The organism is Sinomicrobium oceani, assembly GCF_900119185.1.
GTDB lineage: Bacteria > Bacteroidota > Bacteroidia > Flavobacteriales > Flavobacteriaceae > Sinomicrobium > Sinomicrobium oceani.
The window spans coordinates 1-18,870 of the sequence record NZ_FPJE01000019.1 but is presented as its reverse complement, the minus strand read 5'-3'; the positions used below and the strand labels follow the sequence as shown (position 1 = coordinate 18,870).

9 protein-coding genes are annotated in these 18,870 nt (G+C 44.9%); 2 read left to right on the top strand and 7 right to left on the bottom strand.

All coding sequences use genetic code 11. From position 1 onward, the window contains the following. Positions 1-68 precede the first annotated feature (68 nt). Together BT112_RS15810 and rho are read right to left on the bottom strand one after the other, a co-directional pair. Complete coding sequence (locus tag BT112_RS15810) at positions 69-635, bottom strand: GNAT family N-acetyltransferase (protein WP_072318359.1); 567 nt, start codon at positions 633-635, stop codon at positions 69-71. Positions 636-742: 107 nt separating this feature from the next. Then, positions 743-2,416, bottom strand: coding sequence for a transcription termination factor Rho (gene rho / locus BT112_RS15805; RefSeq protein WP_072318358.1), 1,674 nt, complete (start codon positions 2,414-2,416; stop codon positions 743-745). 218 nt (positions 2,417-2,634) lie between these two features. Here rho and BT112_RS15800 point away from each other — a divergent pair, with 218 nt between their 5' ends. Further along, the gene (locus BT112_RS15800; protein ID WP_072318416.1) at positions 2,635-3,045 is read left to right on the top strand and encodes a DUF4293 domain-containing protein; all 411 of its coding nucleotides are present in this window, start codon (positions 2,635-2,637) and stop codon (positions 3,043-3,045) included. A gap of 114 nt (positions 3,046-3,159) precedes the next feature. On the opposite strand, the gene BT112_RS15795 is transcribed toward BT112_RS15800, so the two are convergent. The 5 genes from BT112_RS15795 to BT112_RS15775 all read right to left on the bottom strand — a co-directional run bounded on the left by BT112_RS15795 (position 3,160) and on the right by BT112_RS15775 (position 8,468). Next, a complete protein-coding gene (locus BT112_RS15795; RefSeq protein ID WP_072318357.1) occupies positions 3,160-3,654 on the bottom strand; it encodes a metallophosphoesterase family protein in 495 nt (164 codons plus the stop codon). Between the two features lie 129 nt (positions 3,655-3,783). Continuing rightward, positions 3,784-5,553 carry an ABC transporter ATP-binding protein gene (locus tag BT112_RS15790; protein WP_072318356.1) on the bottom strand — a complete coding sequence of 590 codons (1,770 nt, stop codon included), beginning with the start codon at positions 5,551-5,553 and terminating at the stop codon, positions 3,784-3,786. 87 nt (positions 5,554-5,640) lie between these two features. After that, positions 5,641-6,393, bottom strand: a complete 753-nt coding sequence (gene truA, locus BT112_RS15785; RefSeq protein ID WP_317039606.1) for a tRNA pseudouridine(38-40) synthase TruA — start codon at positions 6,391-6,393, stop codon at positions 5,641-5,643. 83 nt (positions 6,394-6,476) lie between these two features. Beyond that, positions 6,477-7,262: a diadenylate cyclase gene (locus BT112_RS15780; RefSeq protein ID WP_072318354.1), complete on the bottom strand. Its 786-nt coding sequence runs from the start codon at positions 7,260-7,262 to the stop codon at positions 6,477-6,479. A gap of 492 nt (positions 7,263-7,754) precedes the next feature. Beyond that, positions 7,755-8,468, bottom strand: a complete 714-nt coding sequence (locus BT112_RS15775; protein WP_072318353.1) for a LexA family transcriptional regulator — start codon at positions 8,466-8,468, stop codon at positions 7,755-7,757. Between the two features lie 887 nt (positions 8,469-9,355). Between BT112_RS15775 and BT112_RS15765 the strand changes: the two genes are divergently transcribed. Beyond that, positions 9,356-18,870: Ig-like domain-containing protein (locus BT112_RS15765; protein WP_139276270.1), on the top strand; the 9,515-nt coding region annotated here is incomplete at its 3' end.

Sequence of the window (18,870 nt, the reverse complement as noted above, 5' to 3'; positions counted from 1 at the left end):
TGTCGGATAGCAGGGACTCTCCGGCATAAAAATAAAGTATTCCGGCCAAAATAAAAACAGGATATCCGTTAGGGAGCCGGGGTATTCCAGTCCCAGAGTACGATGTCCCACTGTCTGTCATCAGGGTCTGAATAGCGGTGCAGTATGCCGAATCCTACACGTTGATGGGCGCTTATCGATCTCCGGTTGGCGGACAGTATTTCGGTAATAATGCAGGGGTGCGAGTCTTTGTAGTATTCGCGGTACTGATGATAGAGACCGTCAAAAATACCTTGTCCGCGATAAGCCTTATCTACACATACCTGTCCGGAAACAATATAGTCGATATCCCTCAGGGGCTCATCGTTGAAAGACAGGTCGTCGATAATATCGAACATAGGGACGAGTACGGGGATGTCATTTTTAAAACTCTTGGGCATAGCCAGGCAGTATCCTGCTATGTGGTCTTTGTCCTTTGCTATGATAGCCGGTGCTTCGGAGTGCATACGCTGCAAAAGGCTCAGTTCGTGACGAACTGTTACATAGCCCTGACTGACTGCTTCTTCCGGAGAGACTGTGTCTGCAAAATTTTTCTGTTGGAGCTCGAGAATTCCCCGAAGATCCGCTTCGGACCGGGTGATGTCGTACTGTATCATCGGTATGGTTTTTTAACGGCCGCTAAGATATCTTAAAAATAAAATCCCAAAGATCAATATCGGATATTTAACCTTTGGGATTTTCGGTATGGATGAAGTAACTCCTGTTATTGATTCATGGTTAACAGGAACTCTTCGTTATTTGTAGTTCGCTTAATACGGCTATCCATAAATTCCATGGCTTCTACCGGGTTCATATCTGCAAGATATTTTCGCATGATCCACATACGTTGTATGGTATTTTCATCCAGAAGAAGGTCATCCCTTCTGGTACTGGAGGAGATAAGATCGATAGCAGGGAATATTCTCCTGTTGGCTATACGTCTGTCCAGTTGAAGTTCCATATTACCCGTACCTTTAAATTCTTCAAAGATCACTTCGTCCATTTTAGAGCCTGTTTCGGTCAGCGCCGTTGCAATAATGGAAAGGGAACCACCACCTTCGATATTCCTTGCAGCTCCGAAGAACCTTTTGGGTTTGTGTAACGCATTGGCATCTACACCTCCGCTGAGTACCTTACCGCTGGCAGGTTGTACGGTGTTGTATGCTCTTGCAAGACGTGTAATGGAGTCGAGAAGGATAACAACATCATGTCCGCATTCCACAAGCCTTTTGGCTTTTTCGAGAACGATGTTGGCAACTTTTACGTGACGGTCGGCCGGTTCATCAAATGTAGAAGCGACGACTTCGCCGTGTACACTACGCTGCATATCGGTAACTTCTTCCGGACGCTCATCGATGAGCAGTACCAGGAGATATACTTCGGGGTGATTGGCGGCGATAGCGTTTGCGATATCTTTTAAGAGCATGGTTTTACCGGTTTTCGGCTGGGAAACGATCATTCCCCTTTGTCCTTTCCCGATAGGGGAGAAAAGGTCGACGATCCGTGTGGATACCGTGCTTTGTTTTTCGGCAAGTTTGAATTTTTCGTTCGGGAATAACGGAGTGAGATGCTCAAAAGATACCCGATCCCTTACCACCTGTGGTGCGAGTCCGTTTATCTTTGTGACCCGTATAAGCGGAAAGTATTTCTCTCCTTCCTTCGGAGGGCGTATAGTTCCCAATACGGTATCTCCGGTTTTCAGTCCGAACAGTCGTATCTGGGATTGGGAAACGTAAATATCATCGGGAGATGACAGGTAATTGTAGTCCGAAGAACGTAAAAAGCCATAACCATCCTGCATGATGTCGAGAACACCTTCGCTTTCTACGATGCCGTCAAATTCGAAATCAGGATCTTTATACCTGTTCTTTTTCTCCTTGTCGAAATTTTCCTTGTTATACGAGGAGTGGTTATTGTTGTTACCGTTGTTCCCTTTTTTCTGGTGCTGTTGACCTTTGGGAGTGTTATATTCTTTTTTCTTGTCCTTGGCCTGGTGCTGTGGAGTAGTGTTTTCGGGCTCTTCCTGTTTCTCTTCGCGTTGTTTTTTTGCGGCAGGGGGTGGGGTGCTTGCCTTTTGGGGAGCGGGTTCGGCGGTTGTTTTTTCTTTAACGTCGCTCTTTTCCTGGTTTACTTTGGCCTTGGGCGGTTGTTCTGCAGGAGTTTTTTTTATTCGTGCTCTACGTGTTTTTCTTTCTTTTGGGGCTGGAGTTTCTCCGGTATTGGAAGAAGGGGAGGTTTTTTGCTCTGTAACAGTCTTGGGATTTGCAGCCTGTACATCCAAAATCTGATAGATCAGGTCCATCTTCTTGAGTGTCCTGAACTTAGGAATGCTCAAACCCTTGGCAATTTCCTGTAATTCAGTTAATTTCTTTTCTTTTAAATCTGAAATGTCAAACATTGAAGTGTTAAATAAGTTAATTAATTCTTTTGAAGTGCTCTTGTTAAGTCCGAATTTGAATATCTTGGGATGAGCATCAAAGTGAAAAAAATCGAAGTCAAACGAACCTTGTTTTGAGTCGGTTACGAATGGATACCGCAATATTACAAATTTATTTTTATAAACCGAATGTATTTTTTAAAAAGAACTCTTATTTTTGCCCATATTTCAAACAGCAGATGTTACAGAGAGTTCAGAGTATATATTTATTAATTGTGTTTTTGGTGAATGCAGCTCTGCCTTTTGTCGTATCTTTGTGGAAAGATGAAACAGGTAGCCCTTTGTATGCGACAGGAGAATTGTGGATACAGGGCGCTTTCATCATCATAGCATTACTGGCATTTGTGTCGGTGCTGACGTTCAGAAACAGGCAAAATCAATTTGTGATCAACAGATTGAACATGATATTAAACTTAATTTTACTAGGAGTATTTGCCTATCGGTCGCTAAACTTATCCGGAGAAAGTAACATTTCAGAGAAGGGTATTGGGATGTTTATTCCTGTGGTTTCTATCGTTTTTTTAGTGTTGGCCAATAAGGCTATTAAAAAGGATGAAGATCTCGTAAAATCGGTAGATCGGTTGCGATAAACCTGAAATCTTAGTAGTATTAGTGCGTTAAAAACCCGCCGGTATATGCCAGGCGGGTTTTTTTGTGGACCGGATTCATTTGAGGGAATCCCGGAATTCCAAAGTTTTTTTTGCTTATTTTTTGCCCAGTTCTATGATTTCCAGTTCCTTGATCTGGTCTTTTTCGATCTGGAAACGGAGCATGGTCCTCACCTGGTGAAACCCGTATTTTCCTGCAGCTCCCGGATTCATGTGCAGGAGTTGTAATTTTTTATCATACATAACTTTGAGAATGTGTGAGTGTCCGCAAATAAAGAGCCTGGGCGGGTTTTTCTGTATGATCTCCCGTATATTACGGTCATATCTGCCTGGGTAACCGCCAATATGGGTTATCCATACTTCGACATCTTCGCAGTAAAAACGGTTGTTTTCCAGAAACTCTTTTCGGGCTTCGGCATCATCTATATTTCCGTAAACCGCACGCAGCGGGGCAATCTCTTTTAAAGTATCAGTCACTTTCAGATTGCCTATATCTCCCGCATGCCAGATCTCATCGGCCTGGCGGGCATACTTTATGATGGTGTTGTCTATATGGCTGTGCGTGTCGGACAGCAGGAGTATTCTGGTCATATTTCCGTTATTGTCAATGGCCCGGAGGCGTTTTTATAAAGGGATATGATTTTAATTACCCCGAAGGCCTGTGTAAAAATTTTATGGTAATATTTTAAATCGCGATACCTGTATAGGTGCCTGGTGCTTTTACAAGGTTTCTTCTTCCGCCATGAATTGTACTTCATAAAGGTTTTTGTAATATCCCCCGTCTTTTTTGAGGAGTTCCCGGTGTGTCCCGGATTCTACCACTTCACCCGAATCCATAACCAGTATTTTGTCTGCTTTCTTGATCGTAGCCAGGCGGTGTGCTATCACTATAGAGGTGCGTCCTTCGGTTATTTTTTCCGTAGCGTTCTGGATAAGTTTTTCCGAATGGGAATCTACGGAAGAAGTTGCTTCGTCGAGAACAAGAATGTCCGGGTTACTTACATACGCACGCAGAAAAGCAATGAGTTGTCTTTGTCCGCTGGAAAGCATGGTTCCCCTTTCCTTAACATTGTATTGATATCCACCCGGAAGACTCATGATAAAGTCGTGTATCCCGATAGCTTTAGCTGCTTCATGGACCTGTGCTTCCGTAATCTCCGGATTTTTCAGGGTGATGTTGTGATAGATGGTGTCGGCAAAGAGAAATACGTCCTGGAGAACAACGGCTATACGACTGCGAAGAGAGCTCAGTGTGTACTCTTTTATACTGGTACCGTCGATAAGGATATCTCCCGAATTGATTTCGTAAAACCGGTTCAAAAGGTTGACAATTGTCGATTTGCCTGCTCCTGTAGCTCCTACGATGGCTATGGTCTGACCGGATTTTACGTCAAACGATATGTCGTGAAGTACTTCTTCGCCGGCGAGATAACCGAAGCTTACGTCGCGGAAGCTGATATTTCCCTGCAGGTCTTCGGCAGCAACAGTGCCTTTGTCTTCTATGGAACTCTCGGTATCGAGTATGCCGTACACCCGATGTGCGGCGACCATTCCCATTTGCAGCGTATTGAATTTATCTGCGATCTGGCGTAGCGGGCGAAAGAGCATTTGTGACATTTCTATAAACATAAAGATGCTCCCGAGTTCGATTTCGTCTCCTGCAATGGTTCTCAATCCTCCGTACCAGACCACAAGACCTATGGTTACGGATGATGCCAGTTCTGCTATGGGGAAAAATATGGAGTTGTACCAAACCGTCTTCAGCCAGGCTTTTTTGTGTTTTTGATTGATTTCGGTGAATTTCTCATACTCTGTTTCTTCACGGGTGTAAAGCTGTACGATTTTCATTCCGGATATACGTTCCTGTACAAAGGAGTTCAGGTTGGCTACCTGTGCCCGTACATCGGTAAAGGCAATTTTCATGGCTTTCTGGAAAAGCCGGGTGGCATAAAGAATAACCGGAAGTACGGAAAATACAATCAGAGAAAGTTTCCAGCTTGTTATAAGCATAACAGTCGCCACGACAACCATTTGAAGCAGATCGCTGACAATCATAAAAAGCCCCTGACTGAAAATTTCTCCGATACGCTGCATATCGCTTACGGCTCGGGTAACCAGTATTCCGATCGACGAATTGTCGTAATACTTCATTTTGAACTGAAGCATGTGCCGGAATAGTTGTATCCTGATATCTTTTATGATAGACTGCCCGAGCCAGTTGGCGTAATAGATAAAGGCCAGCTGACTGATAACCCCACAGATAAGAACCACCAGCATGAGTACGACAAAAAAGAGCAGGCCGTTATAATCCTTATGAGTGATATAGTCGTCTACCGTGATTTTGAGCATATAGGGCCTGGCCACTGCAAACAGGGATACCAGAATGGCAGCGAGTGCGACACCATAGAAAGTGGTCTTGTACCGATGGGCGTGTTTCATGAGTCGTTTAAAAAGACTCAGGTCGAAAGCGGATCCTTTAGTGTTGCTCATAGTTTTTTGCCTGTTGTTTCTACTTCCGGGGTTCCGGGGTTGTTCGGCACCGTAACCGGGAAGAAAGACGTAAGAATTACGTCCGGATTATTCTTCCTTTATATAAGGATATTCAATCCGGGTTAAATATAATCCATGTGCGGGGACTGACACCCCGGCTTTGCTTCTATTTTTACTTTTCAGGATATTTTTAACGTTTTCTTCAGAGCTTTTTTCCTGTCCTGCGTCCAGTAGTGTGCCTACAATGGCACGTACCATATTTCTCAGAAAACGATCTGCCGTAATGGTAAAGACAAGTTTGTCCCCGCAGCGCTCCCAAACCGCATTTTTGATGTCACAAAAATAAGTTTTGACATCGGTTTTGGATTTGGAAAAGCATTGAAAGTCCTGATAGCCAAGTAATAATTGCGCCACTTCATTCATTTTTTCTACATTCAGAGGATTCCTGTTATAATAGGACAATCCTTCGAGAAACGGATTCTTTACCGGGTTTATCCAGTACTCATAGGTTCTGGATGTTGCATCGAAACGGGCGTGGGCATCTTCGGCAACAGGAATAATCCTGTACACAGCGATATCTTCCGGTAAGAAGGCATTAAGCCTGTAGATCAGGTTCTCGCGGTCTATGGTACTGTCGCTGTCGAAATGGGCATACATCTGTTTTGCATGCACCCCCGTATCTGTTCTTCCTGCACCTGTAATATGTATCGGAGTGCGTAATACCATGGAGAATGCTCTCTCCAGACTTTCCTGAACTGTGATTGCATTGGGTTGTCGTTGCCAGCCGTGATAACGCTTTCCGTGGTATGATAACTCTATAAAATATCGCAAGGGGAGCATTTTTATGAAGTTACAAAGATAAGAACTTATTTCTTTAGAATTTCACGAATAGCTATATACAAGGGAAGGTGCGTAGCCCGGCCTTAGCTAAGGTCTTCTTTGATAAGGCTGATGAGTTCTTCGTTGTTGTTATACAGGGTAAACTGCCCGTCTTTAATATAGGATATCTGTCCGGTTTCTTCACTGACTACCAGAACGATAGCGTCAGTTTTGTCTGTGATACCTATAGCTGCACGGTGCCGGAGTCCGAAACGAAGCGGAATACTTCTTTCATTAGAGACAGGGAGCACGACGCGGGTGGCCACGATATAGTTACCCTCTATGATCACTGCGCCGTCGTGTAAGGGGCTGTTTTTGTAGAAAATACTCTCTATAATGGGAATGGTTATTTTGATATACATACTGTCGCCGGTGTTTTTGACAAAATCAAGCGGGGTGTTACGTTGAATAACCAGTAATCCTCCGGTACGGGTACTCCCCAGTTTTTCGCATGCTGCGACAAGTGCTTCTACATTGGTTTTTACGTCAAAAGTGTCGTCACGGAAAAATTTGAAATATTTCTTCAGGTTTTTCCGGTTTGCAAGGTTTGTAGAGCCAATGGTAAGCAGAAATTTACGTATTTCCTGTTGAAACAGGACAATGAGCGCAAAGAAACCGACACTCATAAAGCTGCCGAAAATACTGCTCATCATGTGCATTTGCAGTTCCTTGGTAATTCTCCATATCAGGTATATAATCCCGAAACCTATAAATATATTGACGGCAACCGTACCTTTAACTAATTTGTATATATAGTATAAGAGAAAGGCGACCAGGACAATGTCTATGACGTCTATGATTTTAAAGTCGAGAAAATCGAATATTTTCAAAGTATCGCTTTTAGTGTAAATTTAGCAAAAAAATATACGAGGGGAAAAGAGAAAACCGAAAAGTAGTCAGCTCCTCTATGATTATACCCCCGTAGGAAGAAGAGCGATAAGAATCATATATTGCGAATATGAGGGCGAGGACGCGTGTTATTTATTTTTCGGAAAGAGAATATTTTAATATGAATGATTTTTCAAAAAAAACGCAATAGTTCCGTTTTAAGAAAGTTTTAGGGCAGGAGTTAAGTGTAGGGGTCGCTGTTGTAAAAAATAGCTTTAAAGGTCATTTGTGAGGCTCGTTTTTTTAATCATAATAGTTTATTTTGATACATAATCCAGTGACTATTGTTGAAATCTATTTTGGTGATAATGGTGAGAATGACTGTGGTGAGGAGTGAGCCTTAACAAGTCGCAATATGCCCTTTCTTAAAAAAGACCTGTAAGGCTTGTCGATTATACGACTGCTTACAGGTCTTTCTTTATTCTTGTATGGGGTTAAATAACAGGTTCCTCGATAAAGGAATAACTCAGTTTAGCTTTTACCTCCCAGGTTTCTGCGATTTCATTGACGTGGATCTTGATTTCCTGAGGTATCATTTTGTTATCGTTAATAAGTAATAGTTCGTCGGGAGAATCGAACAGCGTTTGAACCCTGTTGATGAATATTCCCCGGATTTTACTTACGATGACGTAATTTTTATTGTCCGAAATACTCTTGTATTCGTCTAATTTTCTGGCTATTACTATAGAATTGTCTTCCAGTGTGGGGTGCATCATATTTCCGGTGACCTGAAAGGCTCTCATGTTTTCTCCGCTGATAAACGGAAAATTATATTTGGGGATCTGGCTCATAAAAGTGTCTTCCCCAAGATGGTTAACATACTGGTACTGAAACTCTCTTGTGACGACACTGATATTCTGATTGTAATTGTTCTTCTCCACTTCTACCACCGTACTGTCGTCATAAAACACCTCGTTGAGATCGATACCGTGTTTTTCGCAAACAGACACGATGAGTTCGTAATCCATGCTGTTCCGCTTTTTCCATGTGGATATAGTATTGGGTTTTACATTCAGGATATTCGCAAGATCGATATTTGTCCTGATTTGTAAGTGTTTTTTTAACCTTTCCAGTACTAAAATCGCATTAGGAGATTTTTTTTCTTGTGTATTCGCGTAATGATAGCTATATTTGGAAGTGTTTAACATTTGTTTATGATTTTTTGTGCTCATTCTGAGAATACATTCTTATGTGGTTCTCAATGAGAGGGTTCGACAAAAAATAAAATAGAGGTTGGTTGGTTGTTGATCGTAGGGTTTTAAGTTGTTTAAGATTGAATAAGGCGTTTGTGATGTTTAAAATTCTCTATTTGTGATATTAATAACTGCATTTTTTGAAAAAAATTGTGCAGAATGACCACAAATAACCGATTAATATTAAAGCAGGAGAAAAAAAATCGTTGAAAATATTTAAATAGTCGTTTTTCTGCTTATAAGTGTTTAATAAAAAGAATGCTAAATGTAAATATTACCGGGGTTTCAGAATGATTGGAGTTATAGGAGGAACTTCTGGCCTGGGATAAAATAAATTAAGATCTATGGGGGAAAATTACATCTTCAATAATTATCGGTTGATGACAAGAAAGGGAATAAGTTCATTATTTGTAGGCCCGGTATCCTTTTCTGTTTTCCTTCTTGCGTACTCTGTAAAAGAAATCTACCCGATTTTTCATATTATAAATGTAGGGAATATTGTTTTTGGTGAAGCACCCCAGCAGTAATTATCTGTTTACAACAGCATGATAATCAAAATTAAACATCAAAGCGTATTCATTTTTTTAACATTGTTTCATTTGTGTCCAAAACAACTTAGTGATTACCAGATTTTTATTTCGACTTATTAATGTAAATAATAATGTGATATAATTACTTAAGATTATGAAAATTAATGGTTTGATGAGAATGTGCGGAAAAACTTTATCCGGGGCATTCTCAGCTTCATTTTTGTTTATTGGACAAGAAAAATCGGTAACGGCATCTCCGTACTGTTTTTTTGTGATGATGTATGTTTTTCTTCTAAATATAACTTTTCTTTTATGAAATCACTTTACTACGTTGTGCAAAAAATAAAGCTTAGACTCGTGCCGATACTGGTGTTGTGGAGCCTAAGTGTCCTTTCTTTTGATTCGGCCTACGGGCAGGATATGGTCAGGAATTACGCTTCCGCTCAACAGTCGGGTTCTGGCGGATTAGGTGTGGCTTCCGTGTCTAACCCCTCCAATGCGGTGGACGGAGACCCTTTTACCTATTCGGTATTAAATCCGGTTTTGTTGAGTTCGGCCTGGCAACAACTTTCTTATGGAACTACAAAGGTTGCGGGGACTAATTCTTATATAAAAATAGGTTTTGGAGATGATCTTTTGAGTTTGTTGGGCGATATAAATATACAGGCCTACAACAATGGATCTCCGGTCGGAACATCAGTAACGCTGGGAAGTTTATTAACCTTGGTGAGTGGTAGTGGTTCCGAAGAGATTGTTTTTCAGCCTGTTAATTCTGGTGGCACTCCGGTGGCTTATGACGCGGTAAGGATTACGTCTTCAGCTGTTTTGAGTGCAGATACCGGGTTGCGTGTTTATCATACCTATGTGATGGAAGATGCGGGCGTTTCGTTGGCTTGTGAAGAAAAGAATTCGGCTGTTGACGTTCTGTCAGGGGTAACCGGAGCGGTCCTCTCGGGATTGGTTACGGTGACAAACCCTTCAAATGCAATAGGAGATCCCGATGTATACAGTACGATGTCTGTAGCAGTAGGTGCTCTGAACACTGCTTACCTTACAACAATTTTCCAATCTCCCTCCGAAGCTAACCAGGTGGTGAGAATTGTACTGGAACAACCTGGATCGTTATTGGAACTCGGACTTTTGTCCGGTTTTACAATTCAGCCCTATCTGGGTAGTACGGCAGTGGGAAGCCCGATCGTCGGAGACTCCAATCTTATTACGGCAAGATTACTCGGCGGGAGTGATAAATATGAATTAGTATTGCCTGTAACAGGTTCGTTTGACCGTGTTCAAATAGAGTTAAGTAATACGGTGACTGCCTTAACAGATATAAGAATATACGAAGTAAGCCGGCTCCCCAGAGTGGATTTGCTGGATGAACCCGAGCTTTCGGATGTTCTGGAAGCCTGTGGGCAGGTAGCGCTTTCTTCGGCTGTAGGAAACTATGAACCCGATTATTACGATTATTTTTACTACACTTCGTCAACCGGAGGTACTGCTTTGGCTACTTCGTCAGTGACGACTTCCGGGACTTATTATATAGAGGCGGTAGATAAAGTTACAGGATGTATTTCGGATCGTGTTGCTGTGAATGCAGTGGTGAATCCTTTTCCTGAAATCAGTTTTAACGGCGATATATCCTTTAGTATCACCCCCGGTGAAAGTGTTACATTTCCTACGGCTTCAGCGCCGGGAGCCAATATACAATGGTATGATTACAACGGGAATGCGATGGCTGCGGCCCCCACTACCGTCACCTTTGAAAATGAAGGTATTTATACCTATAGGGTAGAGGCTGTGACTCCGGCCGGGTGTACAACAAGTACACAGGTAAGTGTTATTGTATCGGCAGACTGTTCTCCTGTTTATGCCAGAGCATACAATACGGCTCAGGATTTTGAATTATCCCAGATCCCGATACTGGGAGGCAATCTGGGACAGATCAGTAATCCCGGAAATGCTTCGGACGGTGATATTTCTACGTATAGTGAGTTGACCGAACCTATCAATTTACTGGGGCTTCTCGGAGAAACTTCTCAGACCCTCAGTTGGGGATCGACAATAAATGCCGGAAGAAGGATCACGGTAAAACTGGGTCGTTCTTATGGTCTTGCTTCTGTAGCAGGAGGTGTTTATGTCGTACCTGTTGACAGCGGAGGAAATGAATTGGGGCCACGACGTCTTGCAGACCCCAATCTTGCAGCCCTGGCTAACGGGTTGAATGTTTATGAATATTCTTTCATACCTACGGATAACAGTGGAGTGGCTATCCCCTTTGACGGTATCAAGATTGTCGTGGATGCTGTAGCCAATGTTATCCAGACTGCCCGGATTTATGGGGCATATTATCATAATGCAGAACAGAGTTTTACGTGCTCGGGAGAGGATAGTATAGATGTTTACGGAGGATATGAGACCCTGTTGCTGAATGCAAATCTCGCTACGGCTCTTGTGACCGTTTCCAATGAGGAAAATGCCATTGATGGTGATCTGTCTACGTTTGCAAGTTTGAATAATACAGCAGCATTAAATGCTTACAACAAGCTCGTTGTTGCTTTCGAAACTCCCTCTGTTCCCGGAGATACTCTTGATATAGTATTCGGTCATTCGGGCTCCCTGCTCGATTTGAACCTTCTCAGTGCACTGAGAATTCAGAGGTACTTAGGCGGTATTCCCGTGGAAGAGCCTCTCACTGTAAATAGTGCACTTATCGGCCTTCGTTTACTTTCCGGCGGAAATGTAGCGGTGGCTTCTGTCCCTGCTGATGTGGCTTATGACGGGGTAAAAATAACTTACGGCGGAGTCGCAAGTGCTCTGGAGCAATTCAATATCTATGAAGTGAGACGTCGTGCTGCGACACAATTTGCTGATGGAGAAGGCGCTTTGAATGAGGTAGCACTATGCAGTGGAGAAGCTATAACATTTGACGACCTTCCTACCGATTGTGGTACTTCATATGTGCTGTATGATGCGGAAAACGGGGGGAGTCAGGTTCCGCTCAGTGATATTCCCAATCTTGGAGCCGGGCAATATTCTTATTGGATACAGCCGGTTCGCTACGGATGCGAATCTTTGGCGCGTGGAATATTAACGCTTAATATCAATGATGTACCCGAAGCACCTTCGGTGACACCGGAGAATGCCTGGGCTGCTCCCGGAGGTGCTGTCACTCTTGAAGTGCAGGACCCGGATGAAAATATAACATACAATTGGTATGATGCTGCGACGGATGGTACATTGGTTTTTACCGGCGATACTTTTGAAGTAACCGGTGTTACTACAGATATATCTTACTATGTAGAAGCTGTGGCTGGAGAAAGCTGTATCAGTGCCGCCCGTACCGAAGTAACCATAACCGTATTAATGCCTCCGACCATCGATCCTGTCGGGGCGACAATTACACAGGGAGAAACCGTTCCCTTCGAAGGTCTTTCTCCTGACGGTACCGAAGTAGTCTGGTATGATCCTGACGGAAACGAAGTAGCGACGGGACCTGAGTATACCATCCCGGATAATTTACTGCCCGGAGATTATGTGTACACGGCAACTACAAGAGACCCGGTATCAGGCGCGGAGTCTGAACCGGTAGAAATTCCTGTAACCGTACAGCCCCTGGTGTTAAATGCGCCGACGGTGACACCACCTTCCGCTGTGATAGACGAAGGAGATTCACAAACGTTTACAGCTACCCATGATATGGCGGGTGTAACCTTCACCTGGTACGATCCGGATGGAAACATAGTGGCAACAACACCCGAATATACAACCCCGGCAAATCTTCCGGTAGGCGACTATACCTATACGGTGACGGCTACTGATCCTTCTACAGGCGTAGTTTCACCTCCTGCTGAAGTGCCCGTAAGCGTTCAGGCTATGGGCGGAGGATTGGTACCTCCTACGGTAACCCCGCCTACTGCTGTTATCGGTGAAGGAGATACCCAGCTCTTTACGGCAAGTCATGATACGCCGGGTGTAACCTATATCTGGTATGACCCCGATGGCAACCAGGTGGCTACAACACCGGAATTCACAACTCCGGCCAACCTTGCAGTAGGAGATTATACCTATACGGTAACAGCAACCGATCCGGATAGCGGAGAAGTTTCCGATCCGGCCCAGGTACAGCTTACCGTAGAGCCGGCCGGAACCTTACTGCCCCCGGCAGTGGATCCTGCCTCGGCTACAATCGAGGAAGGAGAAACCGCAAGCTTTACAGCCAGTCACGACAATCCGGATGTGACCTTTACCTGGTACGATCCGGATGGAAATGTCGTAGCGACAACACCCGAATATACAACCCCGGCAAATCTTCCGGTAGGAGACCATATCTATACGGTAACCGTAACCGATCCGGACAGCGGGGAAGAATCGGAACCCACCGAAGTGGTGGTCACCGTAGAGCCGGCTTCCGGAGGTACATTACTTCCGCCGACGGTAACGCCACCTTCCGCAACTGTAATGGTCGGGGATACCGAAACGTTTACGGCCAGTCATGACAATCCGGATGTAACCTTTACATGGTATGATAATGATGATAATGTCGTAGCAACTACCCCGGAATACACCATACCGGATGATCTTGCGATAGGAGACTATACCTATAAAGTAACCGTAACTGATCCGGATAGCGGTGAAGAATCGGCACCTACCGAAGTTCCGGTAAGCGTGGTACCTGTAGACAGTTTGTTACCTCCTACGGTAACTCCGGCTTCTGCTACTATAGAGGAAGGAGAAACCGAGACCTTTACAGCCAGTCATGACAATCCGGATGTGACCTTTACCTGGTACGATCCGGATGGAAATGTCGTAGCGACAACACCCGAATATACAACCCCGGATAATCTTCCGGTAGGCGACCATATCTATACGGTAACCGTAACCGATCCGGACAGCGGGGAAGAATCGGAACCCACTGAAGTGGTGGTGACCGTAACCCCGGCGGCGGCCGAATTGCTGCCTCCTTCCGTAGACCCTTTACAGGCAACCATTGATGAGGGGGAAACCGCAATGTTTACGGCTTCTACCGACTATCCGAACGGTGTTATCGTCTGGTATGATGCCGATGGAAATGAAGTAAATATAGGTGAAGAATTTATCGCCGGAGTAGGTCTGCCTGCAGGAACATATACCTATAATGTTGTAGTCAGAGATCCGGATACGAATGAAGAATCAACACCGGTACAGGTTACGTTGAATATCCTTAGCGTAACACCTCCTTTAGAGTGTTTACCGGCTTATGAGAGAGTTTATGCAGGCAGTCAGTCAGCTTCTGCTGCAGGTGTACAAAATAATGCCAATGCCATAGACGGCAATCTGGATACACATAGTACGATCATTGCACCTTCCTTAGGAATGACGTATTATCAGCAGATGAATTTCGGGCAATCGTTCAGTACGGGGGCCGGAGATGAACTTCATGTACGTATAGGTACTCAGGTAGGACTTTCCGTAGGTAGTGTTACGGTAACCGTAAGAGCCTATAACGGAACGACAGCGGTAGGAACACCTGTTCAGCTTTCGTCAGGAGTATTGCTCAACCTGCTGTCCGGAGAGAACGAGGCAGATGTAGTGATCCCCGATCCGGGAACATCGTTTAATGCTGTTCGTGTAAGTGTGACAGGCGGACTTATTTCCGCGGGAGATATCGATATCTATGCCGCCTATGTAAACAGGGCAGTAGAAACCCTTGCCGAATGTGTACCCGTAGAAGATATACTGGTGGGAAGTACTTCCGGAGTATTGGGAGACTTAAATAAAGTAACCAATGAAGGTAATGTTGCGGACGGAGATCTGAATACGGCTGCAAATCTGCGTCAGAATGTCGGAGTTGCAGGTTATGTACACCTTACTACACTGTATAGTGCTCCTTCGGTAGCCGGAGACTCCATCAGGATAGTTCTTGCTGATCAGAATGCAGGGTTACTGGACCTGGGACTGTTAAGTGCTATTAAAGTTATAGCTTATAAAGGAAATACGCCTGTACACGAAGCTACGGTAGATGACGGGTTATTAAGCCTTAAATTACTGGGAGGAGCCAATCAGTATGAAGTGGCTACCCAGGTAGATCAGCCTTTTGACAGGATATCGATACAGTTCGATGCGCTCGTGTCCGCGCTGACCGGTGTAGATATATTTGAGATCGAAAGGGTACCTGTTATTCAGGTGGATGGCAATGATCCCGGAGATCGTGCCGTAGAAGCCTGTCAGGGCGGAACAGTAAGCTTAGCTGCTCCGACCGATGATTGTACCACGTATGTGTGGTATGATGAAAGAAACGGGGGAAATCTCATAGGTGAAGGAAACCTGGAATTTGAGATTCCGGCGGACTGGACTCCGGGAGAGCATATTGTGTATGTACAGCCTGTGCGTTACGGTTGCGAAGAGTCCGGCCGTACGGCAGTAACCATAGAAGTAAAAGAAGCTCCCGGAGCAGATGATATCGTTGTAGAAACAGATCAGCCCGATTATTGTGAAAATGAAGAGGTTGTTATTACAGCAACGGCAGATGCGCTTACCACTCCGGTATTCGCATGGTATACCGATGCCGATAAAGAAAACCCGGTAGCCGATGCCAATGGGGTAACGTATACCATAGTTAACGGAGAATTGTCTGTAACCGGATTGGAAGCAGGTACATATACCTATTATGTAAGTGTAAAAGATGGTGAAGACGGTTGTGAGAGCCTGGCCGGTGATCTTGCGGAAGTATCCGTAGTGATCAAGCCCGGCGCAACTGCCGCAGACATTCAGACAACCGATCAGGTCATTTGTATGGGAGAAACTGCGGTATTGGAGGCTTCCAGTACTACAATTTCCGATCCTGTATTTAACTGGTATGACAATGAAGACCTTACGGGTGATGCGGTCTTTACCGGTCCTGTTTTTGAACAGAACGGACTGGCAGCCGGATTGTACACGTATTATATTACGGTTCAGAATGATGATACTTGCGAAAGTACGGCGGAGGAAGCTGTTGCCGTTACCATAGCAGTACAACATCAGATCACTTCCGATGATATTGTTCTTCCGGGCGATCTCAGTCAGTGTCTCGGTTCGCCTGTAGCACTGTCTGCTGGAATCAACACGGCTATTACCGTGGAAAACCCGGTATTTGCCTGGTATTTCGATGCTGCGGGAACCCAACAGATCACCGATGGTATTGTCATGGATGGTGCAACGTATACCGTTAACGGCGCTGACCTGACCGTAGAAGGACTGGCAGAAGGAACGGTAATTAATTATTATGTAAGTCTGGAAGGGGATAACGTATGCGGAAGCCTTGATGGCGATCTTGCGACGGTTCAGGTGACTATAGGCAATGAACTTGAGGCACCGGAAGTATCCGAAACAGATGTGAGCGTTTGTGAGGGGGATGATGCCGTGCTGTCTGTTCTGAATCCGCAGAGTAACCTTCAATATAACTGGTACGAAACAGAAACCGGCGGAACTGCGGTGTTTACAGGAATAGAGTTTACGCTTACTGCAGTAACACAGGATGCTGTTTATTATGTGGAAGCACAGGGAGACGGAGATTGTGCAAGCCTTACGAGAACTGAAGTAACAGTGACTGTAAAAGATTACGCCACCGCTGCTGATATTACTATTGACGGAGTTACCGAAATATGTGAATACGATGATCTCGTGCTGACCCCTTCTACGGGAATAGCTGCCCCGGTATTCCGCTGGTATGCCAATGCGGATAAGACCGGTGAGATCACTGATGGTGTTTCTGCAGACGGAGTACTTACGCTTTCGGGACTTACCGAAGGTACGTATACCTACTACGTCAGTGTGGCATCCGATGAACTTTGCGAGAACCAGGCAGGAGATCTGGCCGAGGTGGAAGTATCCGTGGGATCACCCCAGGCAGCGCCTGTAGTCTCACCACCGGAACAATTTGTAGTAGTCGGAGAAACTGCTGCAGCATTTGAGGTGTCCGGAGTTACATCGGGAGAAGTTGTTTGGTATAACGACGAACAACTCCAGACCGAAGTATTCAGGGGAACGTCGTACGTACCTTCCGCAGGAGTAGTAGGTAACTACACTTATTATGTTGTCATTGAAGAAGGAGCATGTGTGTCTGAGGTTACGCAGGTTATACTTCATGTCACGGATCTGCCGACACCTCCTGAAGAATGTTATATAGCCGATGCACAGGAAAACGGTACTACGTTCGGATGTGTATTGTGCTCTGTTCAGAATCCGACAAATGCTATCGATGACGATACAGATAATTTTACAAGGCTGAGTATCCCGGCCGGACTTGGTTCCGGGTCGGTTTATCAGACACTTATATTCTCCCATACCGGAAAAGCCGGAGATAGCGTATTGGTAGATATTGCGACTCCTGTAGGACTTGGAGATATCAATATCCTTGGCGGAATAACGGTAACGCTGTTTAACGGAACAACACAGGTAGATCAGTATAGCCTGGAGAACCCGTTGCTGGAGATCCGTTTACTCACCGGCGGACAGCGAGGACAGGTACTGATACCTGCAAGCGGAGCTTACGACAGGGTAGAGATCCGGAATACTGCCGGAGTAGCAACACTGCTCCAAAGTGTTGATATTTACGGAGCACAGATCATACAGGCTGCTCCTGAGCTCGATATCCCTGATCCTGTAGAACTTTGTGAAGGAGAAGAATATATAGTTAGTGCAACTCCGGCAGCAGGTACGGTGCTGAGATGGTATAACAGTGATGACGAACTGTTGTTTACCGGAAGTAACTTTGAAATACCTTCGGATGTTGCAGGATCATTCACATATTTTATAGAAGTAGTAGACCAGGCGTCCGGATGTCCGAGCCCGGACAGGATCGCCTTTGATGTCATTGTCAATGACAGTCCCGGTGCAGATGATATTGCAGTAACCGGTAATGAAGATCCGGTTTGTGCCGATGATGATGTTGTGCTCACACCTTCGAGTGCATCAGGTACCGTATTCCGTTGGTATATGGATGCCGATAAGATGGAGCCGATAGCCGACGGTGACAGTGACGGGGATGTTTCTTATGCCATTGCTGCCAACGGAGTACTTACTATAAGCGGGCTGGACAGTAATCAGAGTCCGTATACCTATTATGTAAGTGTAGAAGGGACCAATGGTTGTGAAAACCCGGCCGGTGATCTGGCTGTGGTTAATGTTGAAATCACACCTACGGTGCCCGAAGACAATATTGCCGGAATTGAAATAGAAACTACAAACGGGGATGGGGAAGTATGCCTCAATGTAACCCCTGATGTAGTGATCATAGCGACCCTGACTCCCGGAAGTACAGTGACCAATCCTGTTTTCTACTGGTATGATGAAACGGGAAATATGGTAGCCGGAGGAGAAAACGGAACGTTGACACTTACCGGTCTTACCCCCGGAACATACACATATAGTGTAGGCGTTAGTGGAGACGGTTTCTGTGAAACCGCAGAGGGTGACCGTAAGAATATAACTTTTGTAGCACGAGACGATTGCCAGTTGATCAATGCAGTCGATGATATCGCAAGCACACCTGTAGACATTCCGGTAACTATCGATGTCCTGGCTAACGATGTTGCGGGTGAGTCTCCGATCGATCCTGCTACGGTAATGATAATAACAGCACCAGGAAATGGTATGGTAGCGGTAGATCCGGTTACCGGGATGGTCACTTATGCCCCCGCATCCGGTTATGAAGGTAACGACATATTTACCTATACTGTTAAAGACGAAGATGGTTTCGAATCAAATGAAGCTACGGTTACCGTAACAGTCGGTGGCGACAACGGCGGCCTGCTCGCCGTAGATGACAGTGCTGCCACACCTGAGGATATTGCTGTGGATATCGATGT